The 20,318-nt window shown below is 72.0% G+C and carries 20 protein-coding genes; 10 read left to right on the top strand and 10 right to left on the bottom strand.

Annotation, left to right across the window (positions count from 1 at the left end; all coding sequences use genetic code 11):
- Positions 1-52: 52 nt before the first annotated feature.
- From yajC to VFQ84_RS12140, 7 genes are all read right to left on the bottom strand, one after another.
- Positions 53-397 carry a preprotein translocase subunit YajC gene (gene yajC, locus VFQ84_RS12170; RefSeq protein ID WP_325131904.1) on the bottom strand — a complete coding sequence of 115 codons (345 nt, stop codon included), beginning with the start codon at positions 395-397 and terminating at the stop codon, positions 53-55.
- 606 nt (positions 398-1,003) lie between these two features.
- Positions 1,004-2,104, bottom strand: a complete 1,101-nt coding sequence (tgt, locus tag VFQ84_RS12165; protein WP_414637044.1) for a tRNA guanosine(34) transglycosylase Tgt — start codon at positions 2,102-2,104, stop codon at positions 1,004-1,006.
- Positions 2,105-2,109: 5 nt separating this feature from the next.
- Entirely contained in the window at positions 2,110-3,174 is a 1,065-nt protein-coding gene (gene queA, locus VFQ84_RS12160) for a tRNA preQ1(34) S-adenosylmethionine ribosyltransferase-isomerase QueA (RefSeq protein ID WP_325131902.1), read from the bottom strand.
- A 60-nt stretch (positions 3,175-3,234) separates the two neighbouring features.
- Entirely contained in the window at positions 3,235-3,837 is a 603-nt protein-coding gene (locus VFQ84_RS12155) for a response regulator transcription factor (protein WP_325131901.1), read from the bottom strand.
- Entirely contained in the window at positions 3,834-4,949 is a 1,116-nt protein-coding gene (locus tag VFQ84_RS12150; protein WP_325131900.1) for a sensor histidine kinase, read from the bottom strand. Before VFQ84_RS12150 ends, VFQ84_RS12155 begins: the two co-directional genes overlap by 4 nt.
- 52 nt (positions 4,950-5,001) lie before the next feature.
- The gene (locus tag VFQ84_RS12145) at positions 5,002-5,775 is read right to left on the bottom strand and encodes an ABC transporter permease (protein ID WP_325131899.1); all 774 of its coding nucleotides are present in this window, start codon (positions 5,773-5,775) and stop codon (positions 5,002-5,004) included.
- Positions 5,772-6,704 carry an ABC transporter ATP-binding protein gene (locus VFQ84_RS12140; protein WP_325131898.1) on the bottom strand — a complete coding sequence of 311 codons (933 nt, stop codon included), beginning with the start codon at positions 6,702-6,704 and terminating at the stop codon, positions 5,772-5,774. The genes VFQ84_RS12145 and VFQ84_RS12140 overlap by 4 nt, the downstream gene beginning before the upstream one ends.
- Before the next feature lie 233 nt (positions 6,705-6,937).
- Between VFQ84_RS12140 and VFQ84_RS12135 the strand changes: the two genes are divergently transcribed.
- Positions 6,938-8,440, top strand: coding sequence for an aminotransferase class III-fold pyridoxal phosphate-dependent enzyme (locus tag VFQ84_RS12135; protein WP_325131897.1), 1,503 nt, complete (start codon positions 6,938-6,940; stop codon positions 8,438-8,440).
- 201 nt (positions 8,441-8,641) lie between these two features.
- Here VFQ84_RS12135 and VFQ84_RS12130 read toward each other — a convergent pair whose 3' ends face one another.
- Together VFQ84_RS12130 and ubiH are read right to left on the bottom strand one after the other, a co-directional pair.
- Positions 8,642-9,823: an FAD-dependent oxidoreductase gene (locus tag VFQ84_RS12130; RefSeq protein WP_325131896.1), complete on the bottom strand. Its 1,182-nt coding sequence runs from the start codon at positions 9,821-9,823 to the stop codon at positions 8,642-8,644.
- Positions 9,820-11,031 carry a 2-octaprenyl-6-methoxyphenyl hydroxylase gene (gene ubiH, locus VFQ84_RS12125; RefSeq protein WP_325131895.1) on the bottom strand — a complete coding sequence of 404 codons (1,212 nt, stop codon included), beginning with the start codon at positions 11,029-11,031 and terminating at the stop codon, positions 9,820-9,822. Before ubiH ends, VFQ84_RS12130 begins: the two co-directional genes overlap by 4 nt.
- A gap of 106 nt (positions 11,032-11,137) precedes the next feature.
- Here ubiH and VFQ84_RS12120 point away from each other — a divergent pair, with 106 nt between their 5' ends.
- The 3 genes from VFQ84_RS12120 to VFQ84_RS12110 are packed head-to-tail and all read left to right on the top strand — an operon-like array spanning position 11,138 to position 13,204.
- Entirely contained in the window at positions 11,138-11,716 is a 579-nt protein-coding gene (locus tag VFQ84_RS12120) for a hypothetical protein (RefSeq protein WP_325131913.1), read from the top strand.
- 7 nt (positions 11,717-11,723) lie between these two features.
- A complete protein-coding gene (locus VFQ84_RS12115) occupies positions 11,724-12,278 on the top strand; it encodes a cob(I)yrinic acid a,c-diamide adenosyltransferase (protein WP_325131894.1) in 555 nt (184 codons plus the stop codon).
- Between the two features lie 2 nt (positions 12,279-12,280).
- Complete coding sequence (locus VFQ84_RS12110; protein WP_325131893.1) at positions 12,281-13,204, top strand: histone deacetylase family protein; 924 nt, start codon at positions 12,281-12,283, stop codon at positions 13,202-13,204.
- On the opposite strand, the gene msrB is transcribed toward VFQ84_RS12110, so the two are convergent.
- Entirely contained in the window at positions 13,191-13,586 is a 396-nt protein-coding gene (gene msrB, locus VFQ84_RS12105) for a peptide-methionine (R)-S-oxide reductase MsrB (RefSeq protein WP_325131892.1), read from the bottom strand. The two genes, VFQ84_RS12110 and msrB, sit on opposite strands and share 14 nt — an antisense overlap.
- A gap of 70 nt (positions 13,587-13,656) precedes the next feature.
- Here msrB and lptD point away from each other — a divergent pair, with 70 nt between their 5' ends.
- Genes lptD through VFQ84_RS12075 form a run of 6 tightly spaced genes read left to right on the top strand, consistent with a single transcriptional unit; the run spans position 13,657 to position 20,253 of the window.
- Complete coding sequence (gene lptD, locus VFQ84_RS12100) at positions 13,657-15,885, top strand: LPS assembly protein LptD (RefSeq protein ID WP_325131891.1); 2,229 nt, start codon at positions 13,657-13,659, stop codon at positions 15,883-15,885.
- A gap of 40 nt (positions 15,886-15,925) precedes the next feature.
- The gene (locus VFQ84_RS12095; protein WP_325131890.1) at positions 15,926-17,230 is read left to right on the top strand and encodes a peptidylprolyl isomerase; all 1,305 of its coding nucleotides are present in this window, start codon (positions 15,926-15,928) and stop codon (positions 17,228-17,230) included.
- Positions 17,231-17,235: 5 nt separating this feature from the next.
- Positions 17,236-18,207 (top strand): 4-hydroxythreonine-4-phosphate dehydrogenase PdxA, encoded by a 972-nt coding sequence (gene pdxA / locus VFQ84_RS12090; RefSeq protein ID WP_325131889.1) that lies wholly within the window; start codon positions 17,236-17,238, stop codon positions 18,205-18,207.
- On the top strand, positions 18,204-19,016 hold the full coding sequence (rsmA, locus tag VFQ84_RS12085) for a 16S rRNA (adenine(1518)-N(6)/adenine(1519)-N(6))-dimethyltransferase RsmA (RefSeq protein WP_325131888.1): 813 nt from the start codon (positions 18,204-18,206) through the stop codon (positions 19,014-19,016). The genes pdxA and rsmA overlap by 4 nt, the downstream gene beginning before the upstream one ends.
- A gap of 9 nt (positions 19,017-19,025) precedes the next feature.
- A complete protein-coding gene (gene apaG, locus VFQ84_RS12080; protein WP_325131887.1) occupies positions 19,026-19,406 on the top strand; it encodes a Co2+/Mg2+ efflux protein ApaG in 381 nt (126 codons plus the stop codon).
- Between the two features lies 1 nt (position 19,407).
- Positions 19,408-20,253 (top strand): symmetrical bis(5'-nucleosyl)-tetraphosphatase, encoded by an 846-nt coding sequence (locus VFQ84_RS12075; RefSeq protein ID WP_325131886.1) that lies wholly within the window; start codon positions 19,408-19,410, stop codon positions 20,251-20,253.
- Positions 20,254-20,318 lie beyond the last annotated feature (65 nt).

Genomic DNA, 20,318 nt, shown 5'->3' with positions numbered 1-20,318 from the left:
GACAACCGTTTGCGGCCCGGTCAGGGCCGTGGGTGGATCGGATGGGGACGGATCAGGCGGACTTCAACGTGCCCTTGGGCAGGACGGCGGTAATGGCGCCCCGCTGGACCTTGATGCTGACCTTGTCGGCGATCTCGACGGTGACGAAGCTCTCGCCCAGGTCCTCGATGCGGCCGGCGAGGCCACCGCCGGTGATCACTTCGTCGCCTTTCTGGAGCTTGGCGAGCAGTTCGCGGTGTTCCTTGGCGCGCTTCATCTGGGGGCGCAGCAGCAGGAACCAGAAGACAATGAAGATGATGATCAGCGGCAGGATGCTGCTGAGCATGCTGGGCTGGCCGGCAGCGCCGCCCGCGGCCTGGGCGGCCGCCGGGGAAACGAGGATATCGAGCAGGGACATGGCTTTACCGTCTGTGCTGGGGAATCAAGCGGGCAAGTATGCCACAGCACCCCTCCCCCGGTAGGCGCGCCTCCAGGCCTGCTGCCCTTGCTTCCGGGCGCTGGGGTCAGCCGCATTCCATGGCTTCCCGGCGCCAGGGCCGGCCGCGTTTCGTCCGGTGTCGGTGCCGGGACCGGCCATGGCGACAGGCCGCCGCACGAGAGCCCGCTCCCAGGGGACGCCGTGAACCCATCCATGGGGGCTTCTCGAAAACGTCCCTGTTTTCGAGACCCCTGGGAGCGGGCTCTCATGCGACGGCCTCCGTACCTTCCGGGCCGGATTCGCGCCTCAGAAAGCCAAAGTGCCCGCAGCTTCACCCTGGAAGGAGAGCCTCCCGGCTCGCGAGCTCTGGGAATCGAAACCCCGGCCCGGATGGCCCGCGGGCCGACGTGCGCGAGGGTCCTTTCCCGGGACATCGAAAACAGGGACGTTTTCGATGAGCCCCCATGGACGGGTTCACGGCGTGCCCGGGAAAGGACCCTCGCGTACGGCGGACCTTCGCGACCCACGGGCCCGGGGCCAAAGAGTCAAAAGATTCGCGCCTGAAGGCGCTCCTACAGGGAGGGGTCAGGGGGTGCGGGCGGCGTGGAAGGCGGTGCGCCAGGCTTCGAAGCGGCCGGCCTCGATGGCCGCGCGGATCTCGCGCATCAGCTGCTGGTAGTGGTGCAGGTTGTGGATCGTGCCCAGCATCGAGGCCAGGATCTCGTTGCAGCGGTTGAGATGGCGCAGGTAGCTGCGGCTGTAGCCACTGGCGCAGGTGTAGCAGGTGCAGCCCTCCTCGATCGGCCGCAGGTCCTTCTCGTACTGCGCATTGCGGATGCGCACCTGCCCCCCGCGCACGAAGAAATGCCCGTTGCGCGCATTCCGCGTCGGCATCACGCAGTCGAACATGTCGATGCCGCGCGCCACCGCCTCGACGATGTCCTCCGGCTTGCCCACCCCCATCAGGTAGCGCGGCTGGTCTTCCGGCAGCAGCGGCACCAGCGCGTCCAGCGTCGCGTCGCGCTCCTCCGGCGGCTCGCCCACGGCCAGCCCGCCGACCGCATAACCGTCGAAGCCGATCGCCTTGAGGCCCTCGGCCGAACGCGCCCGCAGCTCCGGATGGGTGCCGCCCTGCACGATGCCGAACAGCGCCGCGTCGTTGCCTTCATGCGCCCGCTTGCTGCGCTCGGCCCAGCGCAGGCTGAGCTCCATCGACTTGCGCGCCACCGGCTCGGTGGCCGGGTAAGGCGTGCACTCGTCGAAGATCATCACGATGTCCGAGTCCAGCGAGCGCTGCACCTGCATGCTCACTTCCGGCGACAGGAAGACCTTGCTGCCGTCGGTCGGCGACGCGAAGGTGACGCCCTCCTCCGTGATCTTCCGGCGCTTGGCCAGCGACCACACCTGGAAGCCGCCCGAGTCGGTGAGGATCGGCCCGTCCCACTTGCAGAACCCATGCAGGCCGCCGTGCAGGTCGATCACCTCCATGCCCGGCCGCAGCCACAGGTGGAAGGTGTTGCCCAGGATGATCTCGGCGCCGATGGCCCGCAGCGACTCCGGCAACATCGCCTTCACCGTGCCGTAGGTGCCCACCGGCATGAAGGCCGGCGTTTCCACCGTGCCGCGCGGGAAGTGCAGGCGGCCGCGGCGCGCGGCGCCGTCCTGGCCGAGCTTCTCGAAACGCATCCGGCTCACGGCGCCGCCTCCGGGTAAAGCAGCATGGCGTCGCCGTAGCTGAAGAACCGGTATTGGTCGCGCACCGCGTGCGCGTAGGCGGCCAGGATGCGTTCGCGGCCGGCGAAGGCCGAGACCAGCATCATCAGCGTGCTTTCGGGCAGGTGGAAGTTGGTCAGCAGCGCGTCCACCGTGCGGATCTTCTTGCCCGGGAACAGGAAGATGTTGGTGTCGCCCGCGTACGGGCGCAGCTCGCCGTCCTGGGCCGCCGTCTCCAGCGCACGCACCACCGTGGTGCCGACCGCGACCACGCGGCCGCCGGCGGCGCGCGTTCGCGCCACCTGCTGGCACAGCTCGGCGCCGACGTTGAGCCATTCACTGTGCATCTGGTGCTCGTGGATCGACTCCACCCGCATCGGCTGGAAGGTGCCCGCGCCCACGTGCAGCGTGACGTGCCCGGACTGCACGCCCTTGGCCTCCAGCGCCGCCAGCAGCGCCTGGTCGAAGTGCAGGCCGGCGGTGGGCGCCGCGACCGCGCCGGTGTGGCGCGCGAACAGGGTCTGGTAGCGCTCGAGGTCGGCCTCGCCGGCCTCGCGCTGGATGTAGGGCGGCAGCGGCATGCGGCCGGCGCGCAGCAGCAGCTTTTCCAGCGGCTCGTCGGTGAGGAAGCGCAGCCGGTAGAACTCGCCCTCGCGGCCCAGCACCTCGAGCGACGTGCCTTCGTCGAGCGTGATGCGGCCGCCCGGCTTGGGCGACTTGCTGGCGCCGACCTGGGCCAGCACCTCGTGTCCGCCGACCAGGCGCTCGAGCAGGATCTCGACCCGCCCGCCGCTGTCCTTGGTGCCGTGCAGGCGCGCCGGGATCACCCGCGTGTCGTTGAACACCAGCAGGTCACCGGCCCGCAGGTACTCCGGCAGGTCGCGCACGTGGCGGTCGGCATACGGCGGCGCGTCGGGCGGGACCACCAGCATGCGGCTGGCCGAACGCTCGGCCAGCGGCGCCTGCGCGATCAGCTCGGGCGGCAGGTCGAAATGGAAATCGGACTTCTTCAAGGCGATCGGAGGCGGCGACGGGGCCGGCATTATCGCGGATTTCGGCCGGCCGGCGCGGCCGGGGCGCGGCAACGGAGCGCGACGGCTCCCTCAGAGCCAGCCCTTGGCCCGGGCCACCCGGTAGGCCTCGATGCGATTGGCGGCGCCCAGCTTGCCGATCGCCTCGGACAGGTAGTTGCGCACCGTGCCGTGCGACAGGTGCAGGCGCTCGGCGATGTCGGCGCTGCGGGCGCCCTCGCCCGCCAGCCGCAGCACCTGGCGCTCGCGCTCGGTCAGCGGGTCCTGCTCGCCCCAGGCCGCGACGGCCAGCTGCGGATCGATGACGCGGCCGCCGGCATGCACCTGGCGCAGGGCCGCGGCGAGCTGGCCCGAGGGCGCGTCCTTGAGCAGGTAGCCGCGCACGCCGGCGTCCAGCGCCCGGCGCAGGTAACCGGCGCGGGCGAAGGTGGTGATGATCACCACCCGCGTCGCGAGCCCGGCGTCGCGCACGCGCAGGGCCAGGTCCAGGCCGGTGAGGCCGGGCATCTCGATGTCGGTGACCAGCAGGTCGGGCACCTGCTTTGCCACCGCCAGCCAGGCGGCTTCGCCGTCGCCGGCCTCGGCCACCACCTGCAGGTCGGTCTCCAGGCCCAGCAGCGCGACCAGCGCGCCGCGCACCATGGCCTGGTCCTCGGCCAGCACCAGCCGGATCACGGGCCCACCGCCAGCGCCCGGCGCGGCAGCGTGATCTGCAGGCGGGTGCCGGCGCCGCGCGGGCTGTCCACGTCCAGCGCGCCGCCGAAGCTGGCAAGCCGCTCGCGCATGCCGGCCAGGCCGTTGCCGGGGACGTCCGCGCCGCCGCGACCGTCGTCGATGATGTGCAGGCGCAGCTGGTCGCCCTCGGCCACCAGCTCGACCTCGACGCGGCGGGCCTCGGCATGCCGGAGCACGTTCGTCACCGCCTCGCGCAGCGCCATCGCCAGCGCGGACTCCACCGCCGGGTCCAGCGCCACCGGCGCCAGCCGCTGGTCCAGGTGCACGTCGGCCGAGAGCAGGGCCAGGCGGGCCGCCGCCAGCTCGGCCTCCAGGCCGGTGGCGCGGATGCCCACGACCGCCTCGCGCACCTGCGCCAGCGCCTGCCGCGCCACGCTCTCGACTTCGCCGATCTGGACCCGCGCCGCGGCGGGATCGACCTCGACCAGGCGGCCGGCGAGCTCGCTCTTGAGCGCCACCAGCGACAGCGTGTGGCCCAGCAGGTCGTGCAGGTCGCGGCCGATGCGCTCGCGTTCGGCCATCGCCGCCAGCCGCGCCACCTCGGCCTGGGTCAGCCGCAGCTCGGCGTCGCGACGCTGGCGCGCGCGCGTCATCAGGACGCCCGCGACCACCAGCGCGCAGATCACCGCCGCCATCAGGCTGTAGGCCAGCGCCATCTGCGCCGGCAGCGTCTGCACGAAGGCCAGCGTCATCGCCGCCACCATCGCCACCGTCGCCAGCAGCGCGATCCGGGCCGGCAGCACCGCCGTCGCCATCGCGCAGGCGTAGATCACGAAGGTATTGCCGCCGGGCTGGATCGTGATCAGCGCCAGCCCCAGCAGCGCGGTCGTCGCGACCAGGGCCAGCTGCGCCCGCCCGCGCCAGCGCCGGAAAGCGAAGAAGCCCGGGACGAAGACGAGCGCGGCGGCCAGGCTGGCCCACCACGCACTCGCCGGCGCCTGCGGCCAGAACACCAGCGGCAGGAACACGAACGGCAGGTAGACCAGGCCCAGCACGGGGCGGCCGATCAGTTCGTCGTAGACGGCTTCCGGTGCAGGCGTTGGCTTCGGCATCGTGGCTCCCTTCGGCGCCGAGGGTATCGGATTTCCCGCCACGGCCGCCGCCTCAGCCGCGCCGCAGGCGCAGGGCGGCCAGACCGAGGAACACGGCGGTGGTGGCCAGCAGCACGGTGGCGTGCAGGCCGTAGCGCACGTCCTGCGCCTGCCCCACCACGCCCAGCGCCATCCGGCCCAGGTGCCAGGCCGGCCACAGCACGGCCAGCTTCTGCAGCAGCACGGGGAAGGCGAAGATGGGGATCCACAGGCCCGACAGCACCGACATCGGCAGATAGACCAGGTTCACCACCGCCACCGCTCCCTGGCCGCGCACCAGGGTGCCCAGCCACAGGCCGATCGCGCAAAAAGGCAATGTGCCCAGCATCAGGGTGGCCACCAGCAGGACCCAGGTCCCGGGCGCGATCCGGACTCCTCCGGCGAACACCGCGGCGATCGACAGCAGGCACACCACGACCAGGCCGACCACCAGGCTCATGGCGATCTTGGCCACGAAGTACACCATCGTCGGCATCGGCGACACGCGCTTGAGCTCCAGCCAGCCCTTGTCGCGCTCGATCGCGAGCCCAACGCCGAATCCGAACAGCGCCGGGCCGATCACCCCGAACACGCCGTAGGTCGCCAGCAGGTAGGCGGCGCGCTCCAGGCCGCCCCACTTGCCCGGCAGCACCACCGCGAACAGCAGGTAGAACACGACCGGGAACAGCAGCGTCGGCAGCGCGAAGGCGGGCTGGCGCAGCACCGCCAGCAGTTCGTACCAAGCCTCGAGCGCCTGGATGCGCAGCAGCGCCGGAAATGGGCGCGGGGCGGGCAGCGACGGATTCATGCGGCTTGCTCCTGGGGGCCGGCGGCCCCGGGGTGACGGGTGAGGGACACGAACGCCTCCTCGAGGCTCAGCGGGCGGACCTCGAGCTCCGACAGCCCCGGGTCGGCGGCCAGCCAGCGGCGCAGCACGGCCTCGGCCTCGCGGGTCACCAGCTCGGTGGCGCCGGGCACCTCGTCGGCGCGAAGCACGCCGGGCCAGGCCGCCAGCTCGCGGGCGGCGACCGAGGTGCGCGCGCGCAGCCGCTTGCCGTCGGCGCGGGCCTTGACGCCGGCCGGACTGTCGTCGGCGAGGATGCGGCCGCCGGCCATCAGCACGATGCGGTCGGCGAGCGCATCGGCTTCCTCCAGGTAATGCGTGGTCAGCACGATGCCGGCGCCCTCGTCGCGCAGCTGGCGCAGCACGGCCCAGAAGCCGCGGCGCGATTCGACGTCGAGGCCGACGGTGGGCTCATCGACGAACAGCAGGGGCGGCCGCCCGCAGATCGCCAGCGCGAACTGCACGCGCCGCTTCTGGCCGCCCGAGAGCGCGCCGTAGGGCCGTCGCGCCAGGTCGGCGACGCCGGCCAGGGCCAGGGTCTCCGCCAGCGGGCGTGACGTCGGGTAGTAACTCGAGAACAGCCGCACGTGCTCGGCCACCCGCAGGGTGTCGGGCAGGTCGCCGTCCTGCAGCATCACCCCGATGCCGCGGCGGACCCGGGGGTCACGCGGGTCGCCGCCGAACAGTTCCGCGCGGCCGGCGTCCGGGCTGAGCCGGCCGGTCAGCAGGCCCAGGGCAGTGGTCTTGCCGGCGCCGTTGGCCCCCAGCACGGCCAGCACTTCGCCGGCATGGATGGCCAGGTCGACGCCCGCGAGTGCCTCGATGGCGCCGTAACGCTTGCCGGCGGCGTGCAGCCGGGCCAGGACGGGGGGTCGGGTCGGATCGGGGGGCATGGCGGTCCTCCTGAGGGGGTGCGGCCAGTGTCCGCAGCCCCCGTTGGCGCCAGCAGTGGCCGGCGTCAGCGATCGCGGCTGACACCTGTCACCCGGGGCCGCCGGATTCAAACGCTTGGGGGTTACGCGCCCTTCACGGCGGTGGTAAGATCGGCCGCAAGTATTTGATTTTCAACGCAAGACCCGCCGCGCGAGGAGCTTCCTCGCGTTTTGCTTTGGGTCCGGAGCCCGCCATGAACCTGATCGACACCCTCAAGCCCCTGCGCAGCCATGCTGGCCAGGTCCGTACCGCCGGCCTGGACGACGCCACCCTGCTCGATCTCGCGGGTCGCTATCCGGACCTGGTCGAAGCCGTCGACGCCGCCGTCGCGCAGCACGCCGCCATCGCGGCCGAGTTCGCCGACCTGCTCGACCTCGACGAGCAGGCGCAGATCGACGCCGTGCAGGCGGGCTTCGTCAACTTCTACCCCGACGACGCCGTGAACCCCTACGTCGCCATCGCCGCCCGCGGCCCGTGGGTGGTGACGCTCAAGGGCGCGGTGATCCACGACTCCGGCGGCTACGGCATGCTCGGCTTCGGCCACACCCCGAAGGCGGTGCTGGGCGCGATGGCCCGGCCGCAGGTCATGGCCAACATCATGACCCCGTCGCTGTCGCAGCTGCGCCTGGTGCGCGCGCTGCGCAACGAACTCGGCCACACCCGCGGCGGCTGCCCGTTCGCGAAGTTCCTGTGCCTGAATTCGGGCTCGGAGTCGGTGTCGCTGGCCGGCCGCATCGCCGACGTGAACACCAAGATCCACACCGACCCGGGTGGCCGCCACGCCGGCAAGCGGGTCAAGCGCATCGCGGTGAAGGGCGCCTTCCATGGCCGCACCGAACTGCCGGCGCTGTATTCGGACTCCTCGCGCAAGAACTACCTGCAGCACCTGGCCAGCTACAAGCACCACACCGACCAGCTCATCACCATCGAGCCCTACTCGATCGAGGGCCTGAAGCAGGCCTTCGCCGACGCCGAGGCCAACGGCTGGTACTTCGAGGCGATGTTCCTGGAGCCGGTGATGGGCGAAGGCGACCCGGGCCGCGCGGTGCCGGCGGAGTTCTACGCCGTCGCGCGTGAATTGACCCAGGCCCACGGCACCCTGCTGCTGGTCGACTCGATCCAGGCCGGCCTGCGCGTGCACGGCGTGCTGTCGATCGTCGACTACCCGGGCTTCCAGGGCCTGGAGGCGCCGGACATGGAGACCTATTCCAAGGCGCTCAACGGCGGCCAGTACCCGATGTCGGTGCTCGCGGTGAACGAGCGCGCCGCGGGCCTGTACCGCAAGGGCACCTACGGCAACACCATGACCGCCAACCCGCGCGCGCTGGACATCGCCGCCACGGTGCTGGGCCAGCTCACGCCGGAACTTCGCCGCAACATCGTCGAGCGCGGCCAGGAGTTCCTGGACAAGCTCAACGCGCTCAAGAACGAACTCGGCAACGGCCTGATCACCCAGGTGCAGGGCACCGGCCTGCTGTTCTCCTGCGAACTGCACCCGGACTTCAAGTGCTTCGGCACCGGCTCGACCGAGGAGTTCATGCGCGAGCGCGGCATCGGCGTCATCCACGGCGGCACCAACTCGCTGCGCTTCACCCCGCACTTCGCGGTCACCAGCGGCGAAGTCGACCTCGTGATCGCCCACATCCGCCACGCCCTCCTCCACGGCCCCCGCAAGTCCCAGGCCGAAGCGGCCTGATCCTGGCTTCGGGTGGGATTCAAGAATTGAACGCGGATCAGAGCAGAAAGGCCGGATAAAAGCGGATAAAGCCAAAAAATCAGGGTTGGGTTTTCGCGCAAATCATCCATCGCGCGAAAGCCCAACCCTTTTCTTTATCCGCTCTTATCCGATCTTTCCGCTCTGATCCGCGTTCGAGCCTGTAAAAACCACAGCGGGCCACTAAACCCCGGCGGCGCGACGCCAGAGGGCGCGGGTGACGGGGGTGAGGCGGTTGGCGAGGCCGAGGGCCGGGCCGCGGAGCAAGGTGGGCCACAGGGCGTCGTTGCTGAAGACGCGGTTGATGGCTTCGAAGGAATAGGCCGCCACCGCGTTCTCGCTGCGGCGGGTGCGCTCCCAGCGGGCCAGGCGATGCGCGGCGGCGAAGTCGGCCTGGGCCTCGGCGGCGCGGCGCCAGGTCTCGCGCAGGGCGGCGACGTCGCGCAGGCCCAGGTTCACGCCCTGCCCCGCCAGCGGATGCACTGCGTGCGCCGCGTCGCCGACCAGCAGCACCCGGCCCGCGACATAGTCCTTCGCCAGCTGCCGGCGCAGCGGGAAGGCCGCGCGCGCCGACACCGACGTCACTTCGCCCAGGCGCGCATCGAAGGCGCGCGTGAGCTCGCGCCGGAAGCTTGCTTCATCCGCCGCCAGCAGGCGCTGCGCCTCGGCCTCGGGCAGGGTCCAGACGATCGAACTGCGGCCGTCCGCGCAGGGCAGGAAGGCCAGCGGCCCGGTGGGCAGGAAGCGCTGCCAGGCCGTGTCCTCGTGCGGACGCTCGGTGCCGACGTAGGCGACCAGGCCGCGCTGGCCATAGTCGTGCGCCTCCGCCTGCAGCCCGACCGCCGCGCGGACCTGCGAGGCCGCGCCGTCGGCGCCGACCACCAGGCGCGCGCGCAGGCGCTGGCCGTCGTCCAGCACCGCGGTGGCCGCGGACGCCTCCTGTTCGATCCCGGCCAGGCGCGCGGGGAACACCCGCCGCAGCGAAGCCTCGCGGCCGCAGGCGGCCCACAGCCGGTCCACCAGCAGCGCGTGCTCGACGATGTGGCCCAGGTGCGCGCGCCCCAGCGCGTCGGCGTCGAAATCCAGCTCGCCGCCGCCGGCCGCGTCCCACACCCGCATGCGGCGATACGGATGCGCGCGCGCCGCCCGGATCGGGCCCCAGGCACCGAGGTCATCGAGCAGGGCGGCGTTGTCGGGCGCGAAGGCGTACACGCGCAGGTCGGCCTCGTCGGGCGTCCAGGCCGGCGGCGCGTGCGCCTCGACCAGGGCCACGCGCAGGCCGTCGCGCGCGGCCGCCAGCGCGGTGGCGCTGCCGACCACGCCGGCGCCCACCACCACCAGGTCCAGCAGGTCACGACGACTCATGCCCGGTCCCTCGACAGCGCCGGCACGCGGCCGCGGAACCCCATCGCCCCGGCCACCAGCGGATCGGCCAGTCCGGGCACGTGGCCCAGGGCCAGCAGCCCCAGCGAGCGCAGCACGTGCAGCGGCGCCGACGGGTTCGCGGTGATGCGGGCCAGGCCGTCGCTGAAGGCCAGCGTGCGCTCGCGGTCCTCGCGGCGTGCGGCTTCGTAGGCGGCCAGCCCGGCGGGCGCGCCGGGATCGTCGCCGGCCAGCACCTCGGCCAGGGTCAGCGCATCGCGCAGGCCGAGATTGAAGCCCTGGGCGCCGATCGGATGCAGGGTCTGGGCGGCGTTGCCCATCACCACGCCGCGGGGCGCGGTGAGCCGCGAGGCAACCAGCCGCGCGATCGGATAGCCGCTGCGCTGGCCGACGCGGGTGACGCGGCCGGCGCGCCAGCCGAAGCGCTGCTGGAAGTAATCGCGGTAGGCGGCGTCGTCCATCGCCAGCACGGCGTCCGCGTCGCCGCGCGGCACGCCGCAGATGGCGCCGAAGTGGCCGCCGGCCATCGGCAGCAGCGCCACCGGGCCCTGTTCACTGAAGCGTTCGTAGGCGGTGCCGTCCGGCGCGCGGTCGGTGGCCAGGCTGCAGACCACCAGGGTCTGGCCGTAATCGTGTTCGTCGGCGTCGATGCCCCAGGCGGCGCGCGCCAGTGACCGGCTGCCGTCGGCGGCCACCAGCAGGCGGGTGCGCAGGCGGCGCGTCCCGCCGTCCTGCTCAAGCGTGACGCCGGGACCGTCGGCATCGGGCGCCACCGACAGCACGCGGGCCGGCCGGTAGCGCACCAGACCCGCGCAGTCGGCCAGCCGGGATTCGAGCGCCTGGCCCAGCTCGCGCGCCAGCACCACGCCGCCGAACTGCTCGCGGCCGTGGTCGGACGCCGCCAGGCGCACGCTGCCGAAGTCGCCGGCGCGACTGACGTGGATGCGGCGGATCGGCGCCGGCGGCGTCGCCAGGCGCGGCAGCACGTCCAGCGCCGACAGCGCGTTCAGGCTGGCCAGGGCCAGCGCCAGCTTGCGCTCGTCGAAGCCCGGTGCGCCCGCCTGCGGCGGACTGGCCTCGACCTGGGCCACGCGCCAGCCGCGGCCATCGAGCGCGCAGGCCAGGGCGCTGCCGACCAGGCCGCCGCCAAGGATGAGGATGTCGTGATCGAAGCCGTCGGTGCCCGCCATGGCCGAATGATACGCGCCCGTCCGGTGAAGGCCCACGCATGGCCCGCTCGGGGCGCAGTTCGTCTAAAATGCGGGCCTGACCTCCGGAAGCCCGCTCATCATGACCCTGACCCTCCGTTCGCGACTGGCCCTGTTCCTGGTGCTCGCCGCCGTCATGGCCGCGACCCGGCTCAACCATTTCGGCCTGGTGCCGGACGCGTCCTGGGCGGTGTTCTTCGTCGCCGGCTTCTACCTGCGCGGCAGCATGCGCTGGGCCTTCCCCGCCCTGATGGCGCTGGCGGTGGCGGTCGACTACCTCGTGATCACCGGCGGCGGCCAGAGCTTCTGGAGCCACTACTGCATGTCGCCGGGCTACTGGTTCCTGGTGCCGGCGCATGCGGCGATGTGGCTGGGCGGCAGCCTGCTGCGCCGCGGCTACCGCGGCCTCGAGCCGCGCGCGCTGGGCCTGCTGGCGGTGTCGGTGTTCGCCAGCGTCGCCACCTGCCATTTCTTCGCGCAGGGCGGCTTCTACTGGCTGGCCAGCGCGGTCGCCGAACCGACCCTGGCCGGCTGGGCCAAGAACTACGCCGACTGGTTCCTGCCCTACCTGCGCAACGCCAGCACCTACGTCGCGATCGCGGCCGCCCTGCACGTCGTCGCCACCTGGGCCCTGGCCCGGCGCGCGCCGGCCGTCGCCGCCCGCTGAGGTCGCCATGGGCAACCGGCTGTCGAAGATCTACACCCGCACGGGCGATGACGGCAGCACCGGCCTGGGCGACGGGTCGCGCGTGGCCAAGGATTCTGCCCGCGTCACTGCCTACGGCACCGTCGACGAGGCCAACTCGGCCATCGGCATCGTGCTGGCCTGCGAGCTCCCGGATGCGTTGCGCACCGTGCTGGTCTCGGTGCAGCACCAGCTGTTCGACCTCGGCGGCGAGCTGTGCATCCCGGGCCACGCGGCCATCTTCGACGCCGACATCCAGCGGCTCGAGGACCAGCTCGACGCCTTCAACGCCGACCTGCCGCCGCTCAAGGACTTCATCCTGCCGGGCGGTGGCCTGGCCGCGGCGCACTGCCACCTGGCCCGCACCATCTGCCGCCGCGCCGAGCGCGAGTCGGTGACCCTGTCGCACCACGACGCGGTGCGTCCGGAAGCCATCCGCTACCTCAACCGCCTTTCCGACCTGCTGTTCGTCATCGCCCGCGTGCTGGCCCGCGCCAGCGGCCACGGCGAGGTGCTCTGGAACCACGAGCGCCGGAAAGGCTAGTCGTGCTGCTCTACACCCACCCCGCCTGCCTGGCGCATGACCCGGGGGCCGGCCACCCGGAATGCCCGGCGCGGCTGGAGGCGGTGCTGCACGCGGTCCGCGCCAATTTCCCGCTGTGGTCCTGGCGCGAGGCGCCTCGCGCCGACCGCGACGCGCTGCTGCGGGTCCACAGCCGCGACCTGGTGGCGCGCGTGCTCGACACGCCGATCGACGGGACCGTGCGCCTGGACGAGGACACCGCGATGTCGGCCGACTCGCCCGAGGCCGCGCTGCGCGCCGCCGGCGCCGGCATCGCCGCGGTCGACGCGGTGCTGCGCGGCGAGGCCACGCAGGCCTTCTGCGCCGTGCGCCCGCCCGGCCACCACGCCACCGGCCCGGTGGCGATGGGCTTTTGCCTGTTCAATTCGATCGCGGTCGCGGCGGCGCATGCGGTGCACGCGCACGGGCTCGCGCGGGTGGCGATCATCGACTTCGACGTGCACCACGGCAACGGCAGCCAGGACATCTTCGCCAGCGACCCGCGGGTGATGTACGCCAGCTCGCACCAGTACCCGCTGTACCCGAACTCCGGCCTGGCGCACGAGCGCGGCGTCGGCAACGTGGTGAACGCGACGCTGTCGCCGGGCACCGACGGCGAAGCCTTCCGGCACGCCTGGCGCGAGCACCTGCTGCCCGCGGTGGATGCCTTCCGCCCGGAGCTGGTGCTGGTCTCGGCCGGCTTCGACGGGCACCGCCTCGATCCGCTGGCGGACCTGATGCTGGAGGCCGAGGACTACCGCTGGCTCAGCGCCGAACTCGCGGCCCTGGCCGCGCGCCACGCCGGCGGGCGGCTGGTGTCGATGCTCGAGGGTGGCTACAGCCTGGCGGCGCTGCGGGCCTGCAGCGTGGCCCACCTGCAGGGCCTGGCCGGCATCACGCCGGCTTGAAGTCCAGCGACGCCGAATTGATGCAGTAGCGCAGCCCGGTCGGCTGCGGACCATCCGGGAAGACGTGGCCCAGGTGGGAGTCGCAGGCGGCGCAGCGCACTTCGACGCGTCGCATGCCCAGGCTGTCGTCGGCGTGTTCGTCGACCACCCCGGCCGCGACCGGACGCGAATAGCTGGGCCAGCCGCTGCCCGAGTCGTACTTGTCGACCGAGGCGAACAGCTCGGCGCGGCAGGCGGCGCAGACGTAGGTGCCGGTGCCGTGGTGGTTCCAGTACTTGCCGGTGAAGGCGCGCTCGGTTTCCGAGCAGCGGCAGATGGCGTATTGCTCCGGGCTGAGCTCGGCGCGCCACTGCTCGTCGGTTTTCTCGATCTTGCCGGCCATGCCGCTGTTTCCGTGTTGCCCCGTCAGGCGCGTTGGGCCAAGCTATCACGTCTTTTCCCGGGATGCCTCCGTGCGCCGTCAAGCCCTTCGACTGCTTCCCCTTTGCCTGGCCATCGCCGGCACGGCCCGCGCACAGGATCCCGCCCCGACCGCCGACTGGGCGCTCTGCCCTTCGCCCGACGGCCTGCCGCTGTTCCAGCCGCTGGCGGTGCCGGCCGATCCCGCGGTCGACCCGGCCACCCTGCCTACCGACATCAGCGCCCGGAACCTCGACGTGAGCGGCGACGAGACCACGGTGTTCGAAGGCGGGGTGGAGCTGCGCCGCGGCAACCGCTGGCTCGGCACCGAAAAGCTCACCTGGTCCCACGACACCGAGCAATACGTCACCGAGGGCGGCGTGCGCTTCCAGGACGAAGGCCTGCGCTTCACCGCCGACAAGGCGTCCGGCGACCAGAAGGCCGACGTCGTCACGCTCGACGGCGTGACCTACCAGTTCAACGACAACGCCGGCAACGGCCGCGCCGACACCGTGACGCTGCAGGGCGACCTGGGCCGGATGGCGGGCGGCACCTACTCCACCTGCCCGCCCGGGCAGCGGCAGTGGGAGTTCTCCGCCAGCCGCATCGACGTCGACCAGGAAGCCGCGATGGGCACCGCCCGCAACGCCACCCTGCGCCTGGGCGGCGTGCCCGTGCTGTGGCTGCCCTACCTGCGCTTCCCCACCGACGACCGGCGCCGCACCGGCCTGCTGTCGCCCAAGATCGGCATCGACGACCGCAACGGCTTCGACTACGAGCAGCCGATCTACCTCAACCTCGCGCCCAACGTCGACGCCACCGTGGTGCCGCGCTGGATGAGCAACCGCGGCCTGATGCTGGGCGGCGAATTGCGCTACCTCACCACCCGCAGCCAGGGCGTGCTGGAAGGAAACTGGCTGGCCAACGACGACGAACCGGGCCGCGGCTACGACCGCGGCGTGGCGTCGCTGCGCCACTCCACCTCGTTCGGGCCGCACTGGTACTTCAACGCCAACCTCAACCACGTCAGCGACGTCCTGTACTTCGACGACTTCAACGACTCGCTGGCCTCGACCTCGATCACCCTGCTGCCCAGCACCGCCGGGCTGTACGGCCGAGGCCTGGGCTGGAGCGCCAGCCTGTCGGCCGAGCGCTGGCAGATCGCCAACCCGCTGGTCGTGCCGGGCACCGAACCCTACCGTCGCCTGCCCACCGCCGCGGCGCGCTGGAGCAAGTCGCTGCTGCCGTGGGTGCAGCTCGACCTGCAGGCCGAGGCGGTGCGCTTCGACCACGAGACCCTGGCCGGCGGCGAACGCGTCGACCTGCGCCCGACCCTGCGCCTGCCCTTCGGCGGCGCCGCCTGGTACGCCACCCCCGAAATCTCCTGGCGCTACACCGCCTGGTCGCTCGACGCCGGCCTGGTCGCGCCCGGCGCCGACCGCTCGCCCAGCCGCAGCCTGCCGATCACCCGCTTCGACGCCGGCGCCTTCTTCGAGCGCGAGTTCGCTTGGGGCGACGGCCGCCTGCTGCAGACGCTGGAGCCCCGCCTGGTCTACCTGAACGTGCCCTACCGCGACCAGGACGACCTGCCGCTGTTCGACACCCAGCCGCTGACCTTCAGCTGGCCCGGCCTGTTCCGCGACAACCGCTTCGGCGGCGCCGACCGCCAGGGCGACGCCGACCAGGTGACGCTGGCGCTGACCAGCCGCATCCTCGACACCCGCGACGGCCGCGAGCGCCTGAGCGCCAGCGTCGGCCGCATCCACTACTTCGATCCGCCGCGGGTCACCGTGCCCGGCGCGCCGCCGCTGTCCGACGACGGCTCGGCCTGGGTCGCCGAAGCCAGCCTGGCCCTGGGCCAGCGCTGGACCGTGGGCCTGGCCCAGCAGTGGGACCCGGACCGCGAACGCACCAACCTCTCGGCCGTGCGCAGCCAGTGGCGCTTCGGCGCGGGCGGCCTGGTCAACGCCGCCTACCGCTACCGCGCCGACGTGCTCGAGCAGGGCGACCTGTCCTTCGTGCTGCCGGTGAACGACCGCTGGCGCCTGCTGGGCCGCTGGAACTACTCGCTGCGCGACCGGGACACCCTCGAGTCGCTGGCCGGCGTCGAGTGGAAGAGCTGCTGCCTGGCGGTCCGCGTGCTGGCCCGCGAATACATCCGTGAATTCGGCGGCGACCGCAACCTGGGCATCTACCTTGAGCTGGAGCTGAACGGTGTCGGCAGCCTGGGCCGCGACACGGCCCGTTTGCTCGATGATGCTATCCTTGATTACTCCCGTTGAACCCATGGCGCCGGCCCCCGGCGCCGGAGCCACGAACCGCATGAAGAACACCCTGCACATCCTCCTGGCCGGCCTGATGGCCCTGGGTTTTGCCTCGGCGCCCGCGCCGGCATTGGCCCAGGCCACCACCGCGCTGGACAGCATCGTCGCCGTCGTCGACGAGGAAGTGATCCTGCGCAGCGAGCTCGACCGGGCCGTCGCCAACATCCTGGCCCAGTACGCCAACCAGCCCGAGCAGCTGCCGCCGCGCGACATCCTCGAGCGCCAGGTGCTCGACCGCCTGGTGATGATGCGCCTGCAGCTGGTGCGCGCCCGCGACAACGGCATCCGCGTCAGCGACGGCGAGCTCAACCAGGCCATCCAGAGCGTGGCCGCACGCAACCGCATGACCCAGGACCAGCTCCAGGCCCGCCTGCAGCAGGACGGCCTGGGCTACGAGGAATTCCGCAACAGCCTGCGTGACGAGCTGATGCTCGAGCGCCTGCGCCAGAGCTACATCCAGTCGCGGGTGCAGGTCAGCGAGGCCGAGGTCGACCAGCTGCTCGCCGTGCGCGAGATCGGTGGCCCCGAAGTCCGCCTGTCCAACATCCTGGTCGCCCTGCCCGACGGCGCCACGCCCGAGCAGATCGCCACTGCCCAGCGCAAGATCACCGGCATCCGCGAAGTGATCATGAAGGGCGAGCTCGACTTCCGTGCCGCCGCCATCCGCTACTCCGACGCGTCCAACGCGCTCGAGGGCGGCGACATCGGCTGGCGCGGCTACGACGCGCTGCCGCAGGCCTACGTGGGCATGATCCAGGCCATGAAGCCGGGCGACATCAGCGAGCCGCTGCGGGGCCCCAGCGGCTACCAGCTGGTGCAGCTGGTCGAGACCCGCGAGGCCGGCCGCCAGACCGCCACCGAATACAGCGCCGAAGGCATCCTGGTCCGCACCACGCCGACCCTGCCGGCCGAGGCCGCGCGCCAGAAGATCGAAGACCTGCACCGCCGCCTGCTGGCCGGCGCCGACTTCGCCGAACTCGCCCGCGCCAACTCCGACGACAGCCTGACCCGCGCCGACGGCGGCGACATGGGCTGGTTCGTGATCAACGCCTGGGGCACCGCCATCGGCAACCAGATCCAGCAGCTGGCCGACGGCGAGCTGTCGGCGCCCTTCCAGAGCGAAAGCGGCTGGCACATCGTCCGCCGCAAGGGCGTGCGCGAACAGGACGTCACCGAGATCAACCGCCGCAACCAGGCGCGCGAAGTCATCGGCACCCGCAAGGCCGAGGAAGAGTTCGAGCGCTTCCTGCGCCAGCTGCGCTCCGAGGCCTACGTCGAGACGCGCCTCGCGGCCGCGGGCTGACCGCCATGCGGACCCGGCTGGCCCTGGTTCCTGGTGAGCCGGCCGGCATCGGGCCCGAGCTCTGCGTCCGGCTGGCGCACCAGCCGCCGGACGCCTCCCTGGTCGCATTCGCCGATCCCGACGCGCTGCTGGCCGCCGCCGCGGCGCTGGGCCTGCCGCTGCGCCTGCTCGACCCCGATCGCGACGCCGGCCCCGGCGAACTGGCCCTGCAGCCGGTGCCCCAGGCCCGCCCCACCCGCTTCGGCCAGCCCGATCCGGCCAACGCCCCCGCCGTCATCGACGCCCTGCGGCGGGCCGGCGCCGCCTGCCTGGCCGGCGAATTCGATGGCCTGGTCACCGGCCCGGTGCACAAGGCCAGCATCAACGCCGGCGGCATCGCCTACACCGGCACCACCGAACTGCTGGCCGCCCAGGCCGGGGCCGAGGTGGTGATGATGCTGGCCAACCCGCGCCTGCGCGTGGCCCTGGCCACCACCCACCTGCCGCTGCGCGCGGTGCCCGACGCCATCACCCGCGACGGGGTCGCGCGCACCCTGCGCATCCTGCACGCCGCCCTGGTCCGCGACTTCGGCCTGGCCACGCCGCGCATCGCGGTGCTGGGCCTGAACCCGCACGCGGGCGAGGACGGCCACCTGGGCCGCGAGGAGCTGGATACGATCATCCCCGTGCTCGACGCGCTGCGTGCCGAGGGCCTGGCGCTGGCGGGCCCGCTGCCCGCGGACACCGCCTTCCTGCCGCAGAAGCTGGCCGGCTACGACGCGGTGCTGGCGATGTACCACGACCAGGGCCTGCCGGTGCTCAAGCACTCGGGCTTCGAGCAGGCGGTGAACATCACCCTGGGCTTGCCCTACCCGCGCGTGGCCGTCGACCACGGCACCGCGCTCGACCTGGCCGGCAGCGGTCGCGCCGATCCGTCCAGCCTGTTCGCCGCGGCCGCGCTGTGCGCGCGCCTCGCCCGCCACCGGAGGTCCGCATGAGCCACTTCAAGGCACCGCCCAAGAAGAACCTCGGCCAGCACTTCCTGGCCGACCGCAGCTACATCGACCGCATCGTGATGGCGGTGAACCCCAAGGCCGGCGACCGCCTGGTCGAGATCGGCCCGGGCCAGGGCGCCATCACCTTCCCGCTGCTGCGCAAGCACGGCGAGCTGACGGTGATCGAGTTCGACCGCGACCTGATCACGCCGCTGATGGAAGCGTCCGAGGGCGTGGGCCGGCTGACGATCATCCACAAGGACGTGCTGCAGGTCGATTTCAGCCGGCTGGCCGGCGACGAAGGCCCGCTGCGCCTGGTCGGCAACCTGCCCTACAACATCTCCTCGCCGATCCTCTTCCACGCGCTCGAGCATGCGGGCGCGGTGCGCGACATGCATTTCATGCTGCAGAAGGAGGTCGTGGACCGCATGGCCGCCGATCCCGGCAGCAAGGTCTACGGCCGGCTGAGCGTGATGCTGCAGGCCTATTGCACGGTCACGTCGCTGTTCGACGTGCCGCCGGGCGCGTTCCGGCCGCCGCCGAAGGTGGACTCGTCGGTGGTGCGGCTGGTGCCCAAGGCCGCGGCCGACATCGGCATCGCCGACCCGGCGCTGTTCGAGCGCGTGGTGCGCGATGCCTTCGGCCAGCGCCGCAAGACGCTGCGCAATGCGCTGTCGCAGGTCTGCAGCGGGGCCGACATCGAGGCCGCGGGCCTGCGCCCCGACGCCCGCGCCGAGCAGCTGGCGGTGGCGGATTTCGTGCAGCTGGCGCGATTCCTCGGCACGCTGCCCCCGGCCGACCGTCCTGCGTAGAATGGCGGCATGGAATCCCCGCAGCACGCCATCGAGGTGATCGTCGCCACCCGCTTCCTCGAGGACCAGTCGATCCCCGAGGACGACCGCTACGTCTTCGCCTACACCATCCGGATCGTCAACCTGGGCGACGTGCCGGCCCGCCTGCTCAGCCGCCACTGGATCATCACCGACGCCAACGGCAAGGTGCAGGAAGTGCGCGGCGAAGGCGTGGTGGGCGAACAGCCCTGGCTGCGCCCCGGCGAGCATTTCGAGTACACCTCGGGCGCCGTGCTCGAGACGCCGCTGGGCACCATGCACGGCAGCTACCAGATGCTGGCCGACGACGGCACCGCCTTCGACGCCCTGATCGACCCGTTCACGCTGTCGATCCCGCGGACCCTGCACTGACATGGCCACCTACGCCATCGGCGACGTCCAGGGTTGCTACGACGCGCTGCAGCGGCTGCTCGAGAAGATCCGTTTCGATCCCGCCGCCGACCGGCTGTGGTTCTGCGGCGACCTGGTCAACCGCGGCGGCCAGTCGCTCGAGACCCTGCGCCTGATCCACTCACTGGCGATCCACAGCACCATCGTGCTGGGCAACCACGACCTGTCGCTGCTGGCCATCTCCACCCGCCGCGAGGCCGACCAGCGCAAGGTCAACCCCGACCTGCAGCGGGTGCTGTTCGCCGACGACAGCGAAGTGCTGGTCGGCTGGCTGCGCCGGCAGAAGCTCTTCCACGTCGACCGCACCCTGGGCTTCGCGATGGTGCACGCCGGGCTGGCGCCCAAGTGGACGATCAGCCTGGCCGAGGCGCGCGCGCGCGAGGTCGAGGACAAGCTGCAGGGCGACGGCTTCTTCAAGCTGGTCAAGAACATGTACGGCGACAAGCCGGCCTGGTCGCCCAAGCTCACCGGCGTCGATCGCCATCGCGCCATCATCAACGTCTTCACCCGCCTGCGCTATTGCACGCCGGCGGGACGCATCGGCTTCGAGGACAAGGGCCGCCCCGGCACCCAGAAGCCGGGCATGTACCCGTGGTTCGAAGTGCCTGGCCACGCCGCGCGCGAGCTGCCGGTGGTCTGCGGCCACTGGTCCACGCTGGGCCTGTTCATGGGCCTGGGCATCTACGCCATCGATACCGGTGCGGTTTGGGGCGGCAAGCTCACCGCGATGGAGCTCGGGCCCGAGCTGCGCCTGCACCAGGTCGCCGGCCGCGACCCGCCCGACGGCAGCCCCCGCGGCGACGACTGACGCCGGTCGTCCCCTTTTTAGTGCAGGGCCTCGGTCGTGGCCCGGTATGGTCCTGTTCCAGGCTC

This window comes from Arenimonas sp., assembly GCF_035721105.1.
GTDB lineage: Bacteria > Pseudomonadota > Gammaproteobacteria > Xanthomonadales > Xanthomonadaceae > Arenimonas.
The sequence above is the reverse complement of the archived record's forward strand: the minus strand, read 5'-3'. Positions and strand labels throughout refer to the sequence as shown.

Excerpts from the sequence above, each read along its gene's own strand:
- yajC (WP_325131904.1), bottom strand. The coding sequence starts at position 397 with ATGTCCCTGCTCGATATCCTCGTTTCCCCGGCGGCCGCCCAGGCCGCG.
- tgt (WP_414637044.1), bottom strand. The coding sequence starts at position 2,104 with ATGCGTTTCGAGAAGCTCGGCCAGGACGGCGCCGCGCGCCGCGGCCGC.
- queA (WP_325131902.1), bottom strand. The coding sequence starts at position 3,174 with ATGCCGGCCCCGTCGCCGCCTCCGATCGCCTTGAAGAAGTCCGATTTC.
- VFQ84_RS12150 (WP_325131900.1), bottom strand. The coding sequence starts at position 4,949 with ATGCCGAAGCCAACGCCTGCACCGGAAGCCGTCTACGACGAACTGATC.
- VFQ84_RS12145 (WP_325131899.1), bottom strand. The coding sequence starts at position 5,775 with ATGAATCCGTCGCTGCCCGCCCCGCGCCCATTTCCGGCGCTGCTGCGC.
- VFQ84_RS12140 (WP_325131898.1), bottom strand. The coding sequence starts at position 6,704 with ATGCCCCCCGATCCGACCCGACCCCCCGTCCTGGCCCGGCTGCACGCC.
- VFQ84_RS12135 (WP_325131897.1), top strand. The coding sequence starts at position 6,938 with ATGAACCTGATCGACACCCTCAAGCCCCTGCGCAGCCATGCTGGCCAG.
- VFQ84_RS12130 (WP_325131896.1), bottom strand. The coding sequence starts at position 9,823 with ATGAGTCGTCGTGACCTGCTGGACCTGGTGGTGGTGGGCGCCGGCGTG.
- ubiH (WP_325131895.1), bottom strand. The coding sequence starts at position 11,031 with ATGGCGGGCACCGACGGCTTCGATCACGACATCCTCATCCTTGGCGGC.
- VFQ84_RS12115 (WP_325131894.1), top strand. The coding sequence starts at position 11,724 with ATGGGCAACCGGCTGTCGAAGATCTACACCCGCACGGGCGATGACGGC.
- msrB (WP_325131892.1), bottom strand. The coding sequence starts at position 13,586 with ATGGCCGGCAAGATCGAGAAAACCGACGAGCAGTGGCGCGCCGAGCTC.
- VFQ84_RS12095 (WP_325131890.1), top strand. The coding sequence starts at position 15,926 with ATGAAGAACACCCTGCACATCCTCCTGGCCGGCCTGATGGCCCTGGGT.
- pdxA (WP_325131889.1), top strand. The coding sequence starts at position 17,236 with ATGCGGACCCGGCTGGCCCTGGTTCCTGGTGAGCCGGCCGGCATCGGG.
- rsmA (WP_325131888.1), top strand. The coding sequence starts at position 18,204 with ATGAGCCACTTCAAGGCACCGCCCAAGAAGAACCTCGGCCAGCACTTC.
- apaG (WP_325131887.1), top strand. The coding sequence starts at position 19,026 with ATGGAATCCCCGCAGCACGCCATCGAGGTGATCGTCGCCACCCGCTTC.
- VFQ84_RS12075 (WP_325131886.1), top strand. The coding sequence starts at position 19,408 with ATGGCCACCTACGCCATCGGCGACGTCCAGGGTTGCTACGACGCGCTG.